Source organism: Tepidimonas fonticaldi, assembly GCF_001675355.1.
In the GTDB taxonomy this organism is placed as follows: domain Bacteria; phylum Pseudomonadota; class Gammaproteobacteria; order Burkholderiales; family Burkholderiaceae_C; genus Tepidimonas; species Tepidimonas fonticaldi.
Genome location: NZ_LZDH01000067.1, coordinates 1 through 13621 on the forward strand (window position 1 = coordinate 1; position 13621 = coordinate 13621).

General features: G+C 66.5%; 17 protein-coding genes and 1 pseudogene. 10 read left to right on the plus strand and 8 right to left on the minus strand.

Going from position 1 to position 13621, the window contains the following annotated elements; genetic code table 11:
* The 4 genes from A9O67_RS12435 to A9O67_RS12450 all read left to right on the plus strand — a co-directional run.
* Nucleotides 1-301: transposase (locus tag A9O67_RS12435; RefSeq protein ID WP_197484490.1), on the plus strand; the 301-nt coding region annotated here is incomplete at its 5' end.
* A 77-nt stretch (nt 302-378) separates the two neighbouring features.
* Entirely contained in the window at nt 379-1170 is a 792-nt protein-coding gene (locus A9O67_RS12440) for an exodeoxyribonuclease III (protein ID WP_068610832.1), read from the plus strand.
* A gap of 425 nt (nt 1171-1595) precedes the next feature.
* The gene (locus A9O67_RS12445; RefSeq protein WP_068610834.1) at nt 1596-2540 is read left to right on the plus strand and encodes a porin; all 945 of its coding nucleotides are present in this window, start codon (nt 1596-1598) and stop codon (nt 2538-2540) included.
* Between the two features lie 246 nt (nt 2541-2786).
* Nucleotides 2787-3713 carry a porin gene (locus A9O67_RS12450; protein WP_068610836.1) on the plus strand — a complete coding sequence of 309 codons (927 nt, stop codon included), beginning with the start codon at nt 2787-2789 and terminating at the stop codon, nt 3711-3713.
* A 179-nt stretch (nt 3714-3892) separates the two neighbouring features.
* On the opposite strand, the gene A9O67_RS12455 is transcribed toward A9O67_RS12450, so the two are convergent.
* On the minus strand, nt 3893-5086 hold the full coding sequence (locus A9O67_RS12455) for a porin (RefSeq protein WP_068610838.1): 1194 nt from the start codon (nt 5084-5086) through the stop codon (nt 3893-3895).
* Between the two features lie 169 nt (nt 5087-5255).
* Between A9O67_RS12455 and A9O67_RS12460 the strand changes: the two genes are divergently transcribed.
* A complete protein-coding gene (locus tag A9O67_RS12460) occupies nt 5256-6242 on the plus strand; it encodes an IS5 family transposase (protein WP_068610840.1) in 987 nt (328 codons plus the stop codon).
* A 301-nt stretch (nt 6243-6543) separates the two neighbouring features.
* On the opposite strand, the gene phhA is transcribed toward A9O67_RS12460, so the two are convergent.
* The 3 genes from phhA to hppD are packed head-to-tail and all read right to left on the minus strand — an operon-like array spanning nt 6544 to nt 8870.
* Nucleotides 6544-7443: a phenylalanine 4-monooxygenase gene (gene phhA / locus A9O67_RS12465; RefSeq protein WP_068610842.1), complete on the minus strand. Its 900-nt coding sequence runs from the start codon at nt 7441-7443 to the stop codon at nt 6544-6546.
* Nucleotides 7427-7744, minus strand: a complete 318-nt coding sequence (locus tag A9O67_RS12470; RefSeq protein ID WP_068610844.1) for a 4a-hydroxytetrahydrobiopterin dehydratase — start codon at nt 7742-7744, stop codon at nt 7427-7429. The genes phhA and A9O67_RS12470 overlap by 17 nt, the downstream gene beginning before the upstream one ends.
* Nucleotides 7745-7766: 22 nt before the next feature.
* Nucleotides 7767-8870: a 4-hydroxyphenylpyruvate dioxygenase gene (hppD, locus tag A9O67_RS12475; protein WP_068610846.1), complete on the minus strand. Its 1104-nt coding sequence runs from the start codon at nt 8868-8870 to the stop codon at nt 7767-7769.
* Between the two features lie 152 nt (nt 8871-9022).
* On the opposite strand from hppD, the gene A9O67_RS12480 reads away from it, so the two are divergent.
* From A9O67_RS12480 to A9O67_RS13895, 3 genes and pseudogenes are all read left to right on the plus strand, one after another.
* Complete coding sequence (locus A9O67_RS12480; protein ID WP_068610848.1) at nt 9023-9499, plus strand: Lrp/AsnC family transcriptional regulator; 477 nt, start codon at nt 9023-9025, stop codon at nt 9497-9499.
* Nucleotides 9499-9969: pseudogene (locus A9O67_RS14060) on the plus strand (PAS domain-containing protein); the annotation flags it as partial. The gene A9O67_RS12480 and the pseudogene A9O67_RS14060, both read left to right, overlap by 1 nt.
* Nucleotides 9970-10069: 100 nt before the next feature.
* Nucleotides 10070-10468, plus strand: coding sequence for a GGDEF domain-containing protein (locus A9O67_RS13895; protein WP_068610852.1), 399 nt, complete (start codon nt 10070-10072; stop codon nt 10466-10468).
* 10 nt (nt 10469-10478) lie between these two features.
* On the opposite strand, the gene A9O67_RS12495 is transcribed toward A9O67_RS13895, so the two are convergent.
* Complete coding sequence (locus A9O67_RS12495) at nt 10479-11258, minus strand: SDR family oxidoreductase (RefSeq protein WP_068610854.1); 780 nt, start codon at nt 11256-11258, stop codon at nt 10479-10481.
* A 64-nt stretch (nt 11259-11322) separates the two neighbouring features.
* Between A9O67_RS12495 and A9O67_RS13260 the strand changes: the two genes are divergently transcribed.
* Both A9O67_RS13260 and A9O67_RS12500 read left to right on the plus strand, forming a co-directional pair.
* Complete coding sequence (locus A9O67_RS13260) at nt 11323-11556, plus strand: ATPase, T2SS/T4P/T4SS family (protein WP_231960349.1); 234 nt, start codon at nt 11323-11325, stop codon at nt 11554-11556.
* A gap of 47 nt (nt 11557-11603) precedes the next feature.
* Complete coding sequence (locus tag A9O67_RS12500) at nt 11604-12242, plus strand: MBL fold metallo-hydrolase (RefSeq protein WP_068610856.1); 639 nt, start codon at nt 11604-11606, stop codon at nt 12240-12242.
* Here A9O67_RS12500 and A9O67_RS12505 read toward each other — a convergent pair whose 3' ends face one another.
* The 3 genes from A9O67_RS12505 to A9O67_RS12515 all read right to left on the minus strand — a co-directional run bounded on the left by A9O67_RS12505 (nt 12243) and on the right by A9O67_RS12515 (nt 13580).
* A complete protein-coding gene (locus A9O67_RS12505; protein WP_068610858.1) occupies nt 12243-12431 on the minus strand; it encodes a type II toxin-antitoxin system PemK/MazF family toxin in 189 nt (62 codons plus the stop codon).
* Nucleotides 12432-12446: 15 nt separating this feature from the next.
* A complete protein-coding gene (locus A9O67_RS12510; RefSeq protein ID WP_231960350.1) occupies nt 12447-12668 on the minus strand; it encodes an antitoxin MazE family protein in 222 nt (73 codons plus the stop codon).
* A 69-nt stretch (nt 12669-12737) separates the two neighbouring features.
* On the minus strand, nt 12738-13580 hold the full coding sequence (locus A9O67_RS12515) for a M48 family metallopeptidase (RefSeq protein WP_068610862.1): 843 nt from the start codon (nt 13578-13580) through the stop codon (nt 12738-12740).
* Nucleotides 13581-13621: the final 41 nt, after the last annotated feature.

A 13621-nucleotide genomic window follows, 5' to 3' on the forward strand; every position in this document is an offset into this window, starting at 1 on the left:
CCCGACCGTCGTGGCGGCCTGGCGGCGGGCCTGGGGCCGGGTGATTCCGTTCTTCGCCTTTCCGCCCGAGGTGCGGCGGATCATCTACACCACCAATGCCATCGAGAGCGTGCATTCGCGGCTGCGCAAGATCATCAAGAGCCGCGGGCATTTCCCGAGCGACGAGGCCGCCACCAAGCTGATCTGGCTGGCCCTGCGCAACATCACCGCCGACTGGAAGCGCTCGAGCAAGGAGTGGAAATCGGCAATGAACCAGTTTGCGATACTGTACGGAGACCGCTTCACCCTCACGCCGCGCTGAGCGGCACAAAGGCTGATTCAGAAAACCGCCTCGCACACAAAAATTCAGACAGGCCCTCGTTGCACGCCATCGCGCCCATGCTGACCGTCACCACCCTCAACCTCAACGGAATCCGCTCTGCCGCCAGCAAGGGGCTGGAGGACTGGGTCGCCGCCACGGCGCCGGACCTGCTGTGCGTGCAGGAGCTCAAGGCCCAGCCCCCCGACATGGCCGGCCGTTTCGACACCCTGGCGGGTCTGCGAGGGTATTTTCACTGCGCCGTCAAGAAAGGCTACTCGGGTGTGGGCATCTACACCCGGCACGAGCCCAGTGACGTCGTCGTCGGCATCGGTGTGCCGGAGTTCGACGACGAGGGGCGGTATCTGGAGCTGCGCTTCGACACGCCGGCGCGCGCCTTCAGTGTGGTGAGCGTGTACTTTCCCAGCGGATCCTCGGGCGACGAGCGCCAGCAGGCCAAGTTTCGGTTTCTGGACGAAATCGCGCCGCAGCTCGCCCGCTTGGCGGCCGAGCGCGAGTGTTTGGTTTGCGGCGATGTCAACATCGCCCACACCGAAAAAGACCTGAAAAACTGGCGCAGCAACCAGAAGAACAGCGGCTTTTTGCCCGAGGAGCGCGCCTGGATGACCCAACTGCTCGGCGGCGGCGCGTGGGTGGACGTGTACCGGCGCCTGCACCCCGACGCGGAGGGCGACGGCTACACCTGGTGGAGCAACCGCGGCCAGGCTTGGGCCAAGAACGTGGGCTGGCGCATCGACTACCACTTGGCGACCCCGGGCTTGGCGGCGACCGCGCAGCGAGCCAGCATCTACAAGGCCCAGCGGTTCAGCGACCATGCGCCGTTGACGCTGGAGTATGCGTACCGGCTGTAGCGGGCAGGGCCGCCGTTGCGTGCCGAGCTGGGTGACGGTGCCCAGGTGCGGGTGTTTGGGTCGCGCACCGATGAGTGGGTGGCCTTGCGCCAGCTGCGCAACCGGCTGATCCACGAATATCAGCAGTCCGATGCCGACTTGCACGCTGCGTTGATGGCGGCCCATCAAGGCGTGCCTGCTCTGCAGCACGCCGTAGAGCGTCGCCGTAGAGCGTTTGTGCGAGGCGGTGGCACAGCGAGTGGGTGGAGGCGGCACGTAGCCGCGGCGAGTGTTGCGCGAAAGCGACACAAGCATGCATTATTAGGGGGAACCCTAACCGTACCCGGCACCTCTTCTGGTGCAATACGGGTCAGCTTCCCCACGGAGGCCGGTCGGGCGGACCCCGGCCCCTGTTCCAAACCCTGGACACTCTTGGAGAGATTCGAATGAAAAAGACTCTGATCGCCCTGGCCGCCGTTGCGGCCACCGGTGCGGCGTTTGCCCAGTCGTCGGTCACCCTGTACGGTGTGGCGGATATCGGTATTCAGGACACCAATGCGCCTGGCTCCAAGCTGCAACTGAACAGCTCGAGCACGATGAACAACGGCACCTCGCGCTGGGGCATCCGTGGCACGGAAGACCTGGGCGGTGGCCTGAAGGCTGGCTTCAACTTCGAAGCGGGCCTGTCGCTCGACAACGGCGCCGCCGGCACGTTCAGCGGCAACTACTTTGGCCGCAACGCGTTCATGACGTTGTCGGGTGGTTTCGGTGAACTGAGCCTGGGTCGCCGTCTGAACCCGGCGTTCAACACCGCCGCCGCGTGGGAACTGACCGGCGCCGCCAACTACTCGGCCGTCGTGAGCCAGTTCGGCGGTGTGCTGGTCGGCATCCGCACCAGCGACATGATCATGTACACGTCGCCCAACATGAACGGCTTCGTGGCCCAGTTTGGTCACCGCCTGAAGGGTGATAATGGCACCAAGGCCAGCAACGATCTGTCGCTGCGCTACGGCCAAGGCCCGCTGGTGGTGGCGTTCAACTACAACAACAATGCGGGCGGCACCGGTAACAACAAGCACCTGGGCGCGAGCTACGACTTCGGCGGCTTCAAGGTCGCGGGTGCGTGGATCGATCCGGCCGGTACCGCCAAGGGCTTCTCGATCGGTGGCAGCACCACCGTCGGTACGGTCACGCTGACGGCTGACTTCGTCCGCGACACCGACGCCAAGGACACCGACTTCGTGTTGGAAGCCAAGTATCCGCTGTCCAAGCGCACCTTCGCTTACGCCGCTTACCTGCGTGACGGCAAGAAGAAAGATGGCGCCTTCAAGGCAGCCACGGCGCGCAAGGACGTCGGTGGCTTCGGTCTGGGTATCCGCCACAACTTCTGATCGACCGCCGGGTCGTCGGATGAAAAGCCCGCTGCTGCCGCAGCGGGCTTTTTTGTTGGCCTGTGTTTTGCATGAGTTGCGTGTTCGTTCGCACGAACCGGCTGGCGTGTTGCGGCTTTGCAACGAACGGGATGCCCAAAATGGGGGAAAACCCTGATCGTCAAGAAAATGCCACTACCATTGGGCTGTGTGCTGCATTCCTGCCGGATGCGGCGAACACCCTCAACCCGTCGAAAGGTGAACCTCATGAAGAAGACTCTGATTGCGCTGGCCGTGTTGGCCGCCTCGGGCGCTGCCATGGCCCAGTCGTCCGTGACGCTGTACGGTGTTGCGGACATGGTTCTGCACAAGGACAAGAACGCCTCCACCAAACTGACCAGCGGTGGTGTCTCCACCAGCCGTTGGGGCATCAAGGGTGAGGAAGATCTGGGTGGCGGTCTGAAGGCCGGCTTCCTGTACGAGCAAGCGATTGCCCTCGACAACGGCGCTGCCGGCCCTGGCTTTGACCGTCAAACCTACCTGAGCCTGTCGGGTGGCTTTGGCGAGATCAAGCTGGGCAAGATCTGGACGGCGTACGACGACATCGGTGGCGCCACCGACGCGGCGTTCAACGCCAACGTCCTGGGCCCGGTTGCCCTGATCTTCCAAAGCCAGTACGAGTACACCGCCAACCCGAAGAACGGCTTCTACTACGCTTCGCCGTCGTTCGGTGGCTTCAGCGGTGCGTTCAGCACCAACCTGCGCGAAGGCGTGGCCAACAGCCGTGTCTCGGCCTTCCACGTCAAGTACGAAGGTGGCCCGCTGTTCGTCGCGCTGGGTTATCAGGATGACGAGCTGACCAACGAGAAGTACACCCGCCTCGGCGCGTCCTACGACCTGGGCGTGGCCAAGCTGCTGGGCACCTACGGCCGCGCCAAGAACGCGGATGTGGATGAGTGGTCGATTGGCGCGGACGTGCCGGTGGCACCGAACTTGGTGGTCTCGGTGGGTTACGCCCAGAGCAAGCAAGACGGCGGCAAGGCCGAGCGTGGCTGGAGCGTGGCGGCTGCCTACGCGCTGTCCAAGCGGACCACGGCGTACGCCGGCTTCTTTGACGCCAACGCCGCTGCCGTCAACGGCCGCGCCGGTGCGCCGGACAGCCGCTTCGGCGTCGGTCTGAAGCATACGTTCTGAGTCCCCAGCGGCCCGATCGGGCCGCATGCATCCACAGAACGACCGAAGCCGCGGAAAATACGCCGCGGCTTTTTTATGTGCGCCCGGCACGGGCGCACATAAAAAACAACCTCCCGAAGGAGGTTGTTTGAAATCGTGGCGGGCCCACAAGGACCCTTCCCCTGTCCACTCAATACGCGTTAGAAGCGATGGCGGACACCCACGGTGATGCCGGTACGGCTGCGTGCGCGGCTCAGCTGATCCAGCACGACCGCGCTGCCGCCGCTGATGCTGGTGTGGTCCACGCCGAAGTAGGCATCGGTGCGCTTGCTGAAGGCATAGTCCACCACCGCCACGTAGAAGTTGGCGTTGCCGTTGGAAGCACCCGTGGCCGAGCCCGACTGCTTACCGCGGAAGTAGTGCGCACCCAGGTTCACCTGAGGAGTCAGCTGATAGCCCACGCCCACCTTGAACAGCTGGCGCTTGTTGGCGTCGCCCGGCTGGAAGCCGCCATTGGTCTGGCCGGCCCAGAATTGCCCCAGAATCAGTCCGTCGACGGTATTACGGAAACCCTGGATCGGGTTGGTCACCTTAGCGTATTTCGCCTTGTTCAGGCCATAGCCTGTACTGAAGTACCACGGACCCGTGCGGTACGAACCGCCCAGAGTCCAGGCGTCTACGTCGGTGCCGCCTGGCAGCGTCGTGCGCATGTAGCCGCCGCCGACGGCAAACCCGCTCGCGGAGTAGCGCAGGTAGCCGCCAACCGTCTTCCAGGCGCCACCACCCAGGGTGCCTGCAACGAAGGCAGGCACTTGCGCCTGCGAGGCAGGCAGGCCAGCTTCCAATGCCTTGGTGTCGTTGTTCTCGTCAAACGAATATTGCAGCGAGCCTACGAAGCTGCGGTCCGGCGTTGCGAAGGTGTACTTCAGCATGTTGCTGGTACGCGCGCCCATGGCCATTCCCAACTCAGGCTTGTAGGCTTCCATGTAGGGGGAGTACGGGAACGAAGCGTAGGTGCTGGTCACCACGTCGAACAGGACGTTCCACTGACGTCCGGCAGTCAGGCGGCCATAAGGGCCTTGCAGACCCAGATAGGACAGTTGGAAGAAGGGGGTGGAAACACTGCCGTCATCGGCATTGAGACGGTTTTCCAGCACCACCAGGGCCTTGGACCCGCTACCCAGGTCCTCCTCCACATTGATACCCCAGCGGCTTTGCGACATGCCGCCACCGATCATCCTCGTCAGGCCATCCTTGCCGGCACCTTCGTTGTTGGTGTGGCGCACGGCGGCATCCACGATACCCCACAGCTCCACCTTGCTGGTACCGGCGGACTGGGCCATTGCCACGCCCGCGCCGCACAGCGCCAGGGCAGCCACAATTTTCTTTTGCATACGACAGACTCCTCTTGGATTGAATTTGTGCGCGAAAAACGATGGGGCGGTATGGCCCGGTCGGCATACTGCAACGTCATGGTAGTCAATGGCGCCCTAGAAGCGAACGATCGTTAGGGAAGGTCTGCACAACCCCGGCGGTCACCGCCGGATATGAGACAGTAACGACATGAAGCAGATGAGCCTTGGCACCACTGGATTCGAGCGCAAGACCAAGCGGACTCGCAAGCGCGAGTTCTTGGATGAGATGAACCTGGTGGTGCCGTGGGCCGAACTGGTGGCGCTGATTGCCCCGCATGCACCGGCGCGCAGCCCCAAGGGCGGACGCCCGCCGTTTGCTGTCGAGACCCTGCTGCGTATCCACTTCCTACAACAGTGGTTCAACCTGTCCGACCCGGCCATGGAAGAGGCGCTGTACGACACGCCCATGTTTCGCGAGTTTGCCGGGCTGGACATCGGCGAAGACAACCTGCCCGATGAGAGCACCATCCTGCGGTTCCGGCATTTGCTCGAAGAGCACAACCTCGCGTTGCAAATCCTGGCCACCGTCAACGCCACGCTGATGGCCAAGGGCTTGCTGCTCAAGCAGGGCACGGTGGTCGACGCCACGCTGATTGCGGCGCCCAGCTCGACCAAGAACAAGGATGGGTTGCGTGACCCCGAGATGCACCAGACGAAGAAGGGCAACCAGTGGCACTTTGGCATGAAGGCGCATATTGGCGTGGATGCTGATTCGGGTCTGGTGCACACCGTGGTGGGCACGGCTGCCAACGTCAACGATGTGACGCAGGCCAGCCGGCTGGCGCACGGTGAAGAGACCGATGTGTTTGCCGATGCGGGCTACCAGGGTGTGGCCAAGCGGCCGGAGACACAAGACATCAACGCCCAGTGGCATGTGGCCATGCGACCGGGCAAACGCCGTACGCTGGACAAGAACTGCCCGATGGGCGCCGTGCTTGAGCAGCTCGAACGCATCAAGGCGCGCATCCGCGCCAAGGTCGAACACCCGTTTCGGGTCATCAAGCGGCAGTTCGGCTATGTCAAGGTCAAGTACCGCGGGCTGGCCAAGAACACGGCCAACCTGATGACGCTGTTCGCGCTGTCCAACCTGTGGATGGTGCGCAAGCGACTTTTGAACATGGGGGCACAGGGATGAGTGCGCCCAAAAGCCTGAAAAGGCTTCGCCAAATGGGCCACGGGGCCTCAAACGGGGCCGAAAAGACCCCGAAATTGCCCATCGAACGCCCCACGATATCGCCATCTGAAACATCAGCCGACAACAGCCGCCCCAGCGGGGGTTGTGCAGACCTTTCTTAGAAAAAATTCGTGATATTCGCCACAGGGGTTTTCCCTTGGTTGCCAGCGCGGCGCACAGGTTACCAAGGCTTTTCCGCGGTCCGTGGTTTTGGCGTGGCTGTTGCTGGCTCGGCCTCGGCGAGCGCCCCGAGAGTTGTGAATCAGCGATCCTGAAGCTCAAGCGCGCGCTGTCGGTGGTAGCGCCCGTCGCCCCGCGTAATCACCGTATCCTGCGGCAGCACCGCGTCGGCGCTCAGAGTGTCCAAACGGCTCACTTGTTCGTACAGCGGGGCGAAGTCGATCTCGGCCAGCCGCAGCAGGTCGTCCAGGTGGTCGAGCACAAAGTAGGTCTGCTGAAAGTCGTCGATGCGGTAGCGGGTGCGCATCACCCGCGCCAGATCGAAGCCCAGGCGGTGGGGCGAGGGGGATTCCAGGCAAAAGCGGCTCTCGGACGCAGACGACACGATGCCTGCGCCGTAGATGCGCAGCGCGCCGCTTTCTCGCACCAGGCCAAACTCCACCGTGTACCAGTACACGCGGGCCAGCATGTCCAGCGCGCCCAGGCGCTGCGCGCGCAGGCCGCCGTGTCCATAGGCCTGGATGAAGTCGGCCATCACCGGGTGCATCAGCATCGGGACGTGGCCAAAGACGTCGTGGAAAACGTCGGGCTCCTGCAGATAGTCCAACTGGTCGGCGCGGCGGATGAACTGTCCGGCCGGAAAGCGCCGGTGGGCTAGGTGCTCGAAGAACACGTCGTCGGGCACCAGTCCGGGCACGGCGACCACCTGCCAGCCGGTGTGGCGCATGAGTACCTCGGACAGGCGCTCGAAGTCCGGGATGCGGTCGGGCTCGATGGGCAGGCGGCGCATGCCGTCCACGAAGGCCTCACAGGCGCGGCCGGGCAGCAGGGCCATCTGGCGCTGGTACAGCGTGGCCCAGGTGGCGTGTTCCTGCGGGGTGTAGGCGGCCCAGTTTTGCGGGATGGTCCAGTCCGGGCTGTCCGGGCGTCCGGCCTCGCCGGCGGCCAGGCCGTGCAGGACGGGTTCAGCGGTTGCGCTCATCGATCGCCCCCATGGCCGGGGCGGTCGCGTCGACCCAGCGCGCAAACGCGATGTCGCGCTCGGTCAGCCCCCCGGCATCGTGCGTGGAAAACAGGATGTCCACCCGGTTGTAGACGTTGAACCACTCCGGGTGGTGGTCGCGGCGCTCGGCCTCCAGGGCGGCGCGTGTCATGAAGCCGAAGGCCGCGTTGAAGTCCGCAAAGCGCAGCGCCCGGCGGATGGCGTGCCGCTCGGCGTCGAACGTCCAGGCGGGCAATTGGGCGAGAGCGGCTTGCAGGGCGGGGCCTTCGAGCTTGGTCATGGTGGTTTTCCTTCTGTGGGGATCAGGCTGCGGCGGTCTCGACCTTGAGCGTGCCGCGTCGGATCTGGTCGCGTTCCAGGCTTTCGAAAAGGGCCTTGAAGTTGCCTTCGCCAAAGCCCTCGTCGTTCTTGCGCTGGATGAACTCGAAGAACACCGGCCCGAGCAGCGGCTGGCTGAAGATCTGCAGCAGCAGGCGCTTGTCACCACCCGCGGTGGAGCCGTCCAGCAGAATGCCGCGGGCCTGCAGCTCGGCCACCGGCTCGCCGTGGCCCGGCAGGCGTTCTTCCAACATGTCGTAGTAAATGTCGTTGGGCGCGCTCATCAGCGGCACGCCGGCCATCTGCAGGGCGTCCACGCTGGCCAGCAGGTCGTCCGTCAGCAGGGCGATGTGCTGGATGCCCTCGCCGTTGAACTGCATCAGGAATTCTTCGATCTGGCCGTTGCCACCGGAGCCGCCTTCCTCATTGAGCGGAATGCGGATGAGGCCGTCGGGCGCGGTCATTGCGCGGCTCTTGAGGCCCGTGTACTCACCCTGGATGTCGAAGTAGCGGATCTCGCGGAAGTTGAACAGGCGCTCGTAAAACTGTGCCCAGTAGGCCATGCGCCCGCGGTAGACGTTGTGCGTGAGGTGGTCGATGATTTTGAACCCATGCCCCACGGGGTGGCGGTTGGCCGGGTCCTCGAAGCCGGGCAGGAATTCGAAGTCGATGTCGTAGATGCTCTTGCCGTCCTCGTAGCGGTCGATCAGGTACAGCGGCGCGCCGCCGATGCCTTTGATCGCCGGCAGGCGCAGCTCCATCGGGCCGGTGGGGATGTCGATGGGTTGCGCGCCCAGCTCCAGCGCGCGGTAGTAGGCCTTGTGGGCGTCCTTCACGCGGAACGCCAGCCCGCAGGCGCTGGGCCCGTGCTCCTGCGCAAAGTAATCGGCCAGGCTGCGCGGCTCGCGGTTGATGATGAAGTTGATCTGCCCCTGGCGCCACAGCTCCACATCCTTGGAGCGGTGGCGCGCGATGCGGGTGAAGCCCAGCGCCTGAAACAGCGGCTCCAGCACGTTGGGGGTGGGCGCGGCAAATTCGACGAACTCGAATCCGCACAGACCCATGGGGTTGTCGAAGAGGTCGGCCATGGTCACGACTCCTGCACTGAAATTGAAAGCCGGAAGCATATGTCCGTGTCGGCGCAATGGGCTTGCGTTTCGACGACCGGAAAACCCGCAATCATGAAAAATCGTTGCGGGTTTCGGGTAAAACCCGCACTGTTCTGACCCAGGAGAGCCCCATGACGTCCAGCCCTTCCATCGACGCGGTGGACCGCCGCATCCTGGCCCGTTTGCAGGAGGACGGGCGCATCACCAACCAGGCCTTGGCCGAAGCCGTGCATCTGTCCCCGGCGCAGTGCAACCGCCGCCACCGCCGGCTGGAGGAGCAGGGCTATGTGCGCCGCTACGAGGCGCGGCTGGACGCGCCGCGGCTGGGGCTGGGCGTGACCGCGTTCGTGCATGTGACGATGGAGCGCGGCCACATCCGCGAGGTGGAGCGATTCCGCCAGCGGGTGCGCGACATGGCGCAGGTGCAGGAGTGCTACGCAGTGACGGGCGATTTCGACTATGTGCTCAAGGTGGTGGCGCGCGATCTGAAGGCGCTGTCGGACTTTCTGCTCGGCACGCTGGCACAGCTGCCCGGCGTCAACGGCGTGCGCTCCAGCGTCTGTCTGGACGAGATCAAATGCACCAGCGCGCTGCCGCTGGACGGTTGATGGTCAAGGGGTGGCCTGCGAGGCCGCGCTGTGCTACAAAGTACCAAGCTGGCCGGCTGGCCGGGGGGAGGGTTCGCCGGCACAGGGAAGGTGGCCACCGGGAGAACGCCCTTGATATCGATGAGCCCGATGGCGGCCATGGCTGCGACGTCGACATCGACGCGCGGCAGCGGCTGTTGCTGGCACTGCAGACTGCCGAGCGGCGCTACCGGCTGCTGGCCGAGCACACGCAGTCCATCATCTACACCATCGACAATGCCGGCCGTCTGACCTACGTGTCACCGAGCTGGACCGTGCTGCTCGGGCACCCGGTGGAGGAGGTGATCGGTCGCGATTTTCGCCCCTTCGTCCATCCGGAGGACGTGCCGCTGTGCGAGGATTTTTTGGCGCGCACGCTGCGCGAGCGGCGGGTGCTGCCGCCGCTGACCTACCGCGTGCTGCACCGCGACGGCCGGGTGTGCTACCACCGCAGCATGCTGGCGCCGGTGCTGGACGACGACGGGCAGTTGCAGGCCATCGTGGGCAACGCGATCCATCAACGACACCCATGGCCACGCGGCGGGCGACGTCGTGCTGCGCGGTTGTGTGCAGCGCTGCCAGGCGGCGCTGCGCCCGAGCGACGTGCTCGGCCGCCTGGGCGGGGAGGAGTTTGGTGCCATGCTGCCCGGTGCCGATCCCGGCCAGATCGGCACGATTGCCGAGCGGCTGCGCGCCGGGGTGGCCGAGCCGCCGTTCGAGCTGCCAGACGGCGCGGCGCTGGAGGCCACCGTCAGCGTCGGCGCGGTGGTGGCGTTGCCCGATGAGGACGCCGATGCGCTGCTGATGCGCGCCGACCGCGCCCTCTACGCTGCCAAGCACGCCGGTCGCAACCAAGTCGTGCTGGACGGCATCGACCCGGCGGCGTTCGCCGACACCGAGCCGTCCGGTGCGCCCGCGCTGCCGCCGTTTCCGGCCCTGGGCGAGCGCTGAGCGAGAGGCTTCACCCCCGCCCGACAAAGGGCATTTTGGTGGCCATGACGGTGGTGAACAGCACGTTGGCTTCCAGCGGCAGGCGCACCATGGCCATGAAGGTCTGCACCACCGCGTCCATGTCCATGCGCGCTTCGGGGCGCACGCTGCCATCGGCTTGCAGCACGCCGGCGCCCATGCGCTCGGTCATGTCGCTGGCGACGTTGCCGATGTCGATTTGACCGACCGCGATGTCGAATGCCCGGCCGTCCAGCGCTGCCGCCTTGGTCAGGCCCGTGATCGCGTGTTTGGTCGCGGTGTAGGGGATGGAGCCCGGCCGCGGCGTGTGCGCCGAGATGGAACCGTTGTTGATGATGCGACCGCCGCGCGGAGACTGCTCACGCATCAGCGCGAAGGCCGCGCGCAGGCAGTAAAACGCGCCGTTGAGGTTGGTCTGCACCGACTGGTGCCAGTGCTCCAGCGCCGTGGCGTCCGGCGTTGCGGCGGGGGTGAAGACGCCGGCGTTGTTGAACAGCAGATCCAGCCGCCCATGGCGGGCGCGCACCGCGGCAAACGTCCGCTCCACCGCGGCGGGGTCGCCAATGTCGGCCACGACCGGGTGCGCACGGGCGGCCACGTCCGGGTGGCCGAGGGCGGCCTGGGTGATGGCCTCCTGCAAGGCTTCGGCGCGACGGCCGACCAGCCAGACGGTCCAGCCTTCGCGCAGCAAAGCGATGGCGCAGGCCCGGCCGATGCCGCTGCTGGCGCCGGTGACCAGGGCGATGCGCGAGGAGGGGGTGGGTGTGTCCATCGGCCTATTGTCCCGCAAGGCGTGGGGGCCCGCACGTGCCCCGCATGGGGACAAACCGGGCACAATGACACGGACTTTGCCCGCGTTACCGCCCGCTCCCCATGGCCGACTCGGCATCTACGAGCTGATGCTCAGCGACGACACCATCCGCCACCACATCCGCCGCCGCTCCTCCGCCGGCGAGATCCGCGCCAGCGCACTGGCCGCCGGGACGCACACGCTGCGCCAGGACGGCATCGAGAAGGTGCTGGCCGGCCTGACCGACCTGGCGGAGGTCATCGCCGCCACCAACGTCTGACGCGCCCCGCGCGGCCGGCCCTGCGGCCGCTGCCTACAATGGCCGCCATGCTGCGCTACGCCACGATCCCGGTCACCCCGTTCGCCCAGAACTGCTCGCTCGTTTGGTGCGACGCCACGCGCGAGGCGGCGGTGATCGACCCGGGCGGCGACCTCGACGCCGTGCTGGAGGAGGTGCGGCGGCTGGGACTGGACCTGCGCCAGATCTGGCTCACGCACGCGCACATCGACCACGCCGGCGGCGCCGGCGAGCTGGCCGAGCGGCTCGGCCTGCCGATCGTCGGCCCGCACCGCGGCGACCAGTTCTGGATCGACGGCCTGCCGCAGCAGAGCCGCATGTTCGGCTTTCCGCCGGCCAGGCCGTTTGCGCCGACGCGCTGGCTGGAGGACGGCGACGAGGTCACCGTGGGGCAGGAGCGGCTGCACGTGCGCCACTGCCCGGGCCACACGCCCGGCCACGTGGTGTTTCACGCGCCGCAGATCCGGCGCGCCTTCGTCGGCGACGTGCTGTTCGCCGGCAGCATCGGCCGCACCGACTTCCCCGGCGGCAACCACGCGCAGCTGATCGACAGCATCACGCAGCGCCTGTGGCCGATGGGCGACGACACCGTCTTCATCCCCGGCCACGGGCCGGAGAGCACCTTCGGCGAGGAGCGCCGCCACAACCCGTTCGTCGGCGGGACCTGATCAGCGCGCGATCCCGAGGAACAGCGCCAGGCAGCGCTCCATCTGCAGCATCGTGTCGGCCTCCAGCCGGCCGAACGGCGGCCCGAGCTTGTCGCGCGGCAGCGTCATCACCTTGTCGACCATGACCTGCGAGGTCTTGCGCAGGCCGTTGGCCGGCGCCACCGTCACCAGATCGCCGCGGTGCGCCATTGCGCTCGCCCCGCGTCAGTCGGTCCAGCCGTCCACTTGGGCCAGGGCCTCGTCCATCCAGCGCGCCAGCCCCGCATCCCGCGCGTCGGCCTGCGCCACGCGCGCGCTCTGCTGCCGGCACGCTTCGGCAAAGCCGGGCTGGCGCGTGTCCGGCACCCAGAGCTGAACCAGCCGCAGGCCGCTGCGGCGCTTGCGCTCGCGGGCACGGGCGACACGGACGGCGGCGGGGGTGGACACGGCGCAGGCTCCTCGTTGCAACATGTTGCAGCATAGCACCGGCCGCGGTGGCGGTGCAACGGGCCGGCACTACCCCGCGCGGCGCGCCTGCTCGTACAGCGCCTCGACCTTGGGGATGTTGGCCTCCAGGTCGCGGATCCGGCTCGGGCCGCTGGGGTGGGTGGAGAGGAACTCCAGCCCGTTGCCGCCGGCGACCTGCGCCATCTTCTGCCACAGCGCGACGCTGGCGCGCGGGTCGTAGGCGCCGCGCGCGGCCAGCTCCAGCCCGACCAGGTCGGCCTCGGTCTCATCCTCGCGGCTGAACTTGAGCGACAGCAGCTGCGTGCCCAGGTCCGCCGCCAGCCGGCCGAGGTCGCCGAGCCCGAGCAGCTGCGCGCCGAGCGACAGGCCGAGGCCGGTGGCCTGCGTCTTGGCGATGCGCGAGCGCGCGTGCTCGCGCAGCGCGTGCGCCATCTCGTGGCCCATGACCATCGCCGCCTCGTCGTCATTCAGTTGCAGCTGGTCGAGGATGCCGGTGAAGAAGGCGATCTTGCCGCCCGGCATGCAGAAGGCGTTGATCTGCTTGCTGCCGATCAGGTTGACCTCCCAGCGCCACTGGCGCGCGCGCTCGTTCCACGGCAGCGCATGCGGCACCAGCCGCTGGGCGATCGCGCGCAGCCGGCGCAGCTGCGGATGGCCCTCCGGCGCCAGCGCACCCTTGGCGCGGGCTTCGGCCAGCAGTTGGGCATATTGCTGGCTGGCCGCGGATTCCAACTGCGCGGCGGGCACCAGCGAGCGCAGCGCGGAGGGCTGCCCCACTTGCACCTGGCCCCAGACCGGCGCCAGCGCACTCGCCCCGGCCGCCGCCGTCGCCGCGCGCAAAAATCCCCGTCGGCCCGACAGGGCGGCTCGAGCATCGCACATCCAGCACATGGGCGCATGATAGGCACAATCGGTGGCCTGTGTCGTGACCG

Excerpts from the sequence above, each read along its gene's own strand:
- A9O67_RS12440 (WP_068610832.1), top strand. The coding sequence starts at position 379 with ATGCTGACCGTCACCACCCTCAACCTCAACGGAATCCGCTCTGCCGCC.
- A9O67_RS12445 (WP_068610834.1), top strand. The coding sequence starts at position 1,596 with ATGAAAAAGACTCTGATCGCCCTGGCCGCCGTTGCGGCCACCGGTGCG.
- A9O67_RS12450 (WP_068610836.1), top strand. The coding sequence starts at position 2,787 with ATGAAGAAGACTCTGATTGCGCTGGCCGTGTTGGCCGCCTCGGGCGCT.
- A9O67_RS12455 (WP_068610838.1), bottom strand. The coding sequence starts at position 5,086 with ATGCAAAAGAAAATTGTGGCTGCCCTGGCGCTGTGCGGCGCGGGCGTG.
- A9O67_RS12460 (WP_068610840.1), top strand. The coding sequence starts at position 5,256 with ATGAAGCAGATGAGCCTTGGCACCACTGGATTCGAGCGCAAGACCAAG.
- phhA (WP_068610842.1), bottom strand. The coding sequence starts at position 7,443 with ATGAGCGCAACCGCTGAACCCGTCCTGCACGGCCTGGCCGCCGGCGAG.
- A9O67_RS12470 (WP_068610844.1), bottom strand. The coding sequence starts at position 7,744 with ATGACCAAGCTCGAAGGCCCCGCCCTGCAAGCCGCTCTCGCCCAATTG.
- hppD (WP_068610846.1), bottom strand. The coding sequence starts at position 8,870 with ATGGCCGACCTCTTCGACAACCCCATGGGTCTGTGCGGATTCGAGTTC.
- A9O67_RS12480 (WP_068610848.1), top strand. The coding sequence starts at position 9,023 with ATGACGTCCAGCCCTTCCATCGACGCGGTGGACCGCCGCATCCTGGCC.
- A9O67_RS12495 (WP_068610854.1), bottom strand. The coding sequence starts at position 11,258 with ATGGACACACCCACCCCCTCCTCGCGCATCGCCCTGGTCACCGGCGCC.
- A9O67_RS13260 (WP_231960349.1), top strand. The coding sequence starts at position 11,323 with ATGACACGGACTTTGCCCGCGTTACCGCCCGCTCCCCATGGCCGACTC.
- A9O67_RS12500 (WP_068610856.1), top strand. The coding sequence starts at position 11,604 with ATGCTGCGCTACGCCACGATCCCGGTCACCCCGTTCGCCCAGAACTGC.
- A9O67_RS12505 (WP_068610858.1), bottom strand. The coding sequence starts at position 12,431 with ATGGCGCACCGCGGCGATCTGGTGACGGTGGCGCCGGCCAACGGCCTG.
- A9O67_RS12515 (WP_068610862.1), bottom strand. The coding sequence starts at position 13,580 with ATGTGCTGGATGTGCGATGCTCGAGCCGCCCTGTCGGGCCGACGGGGA.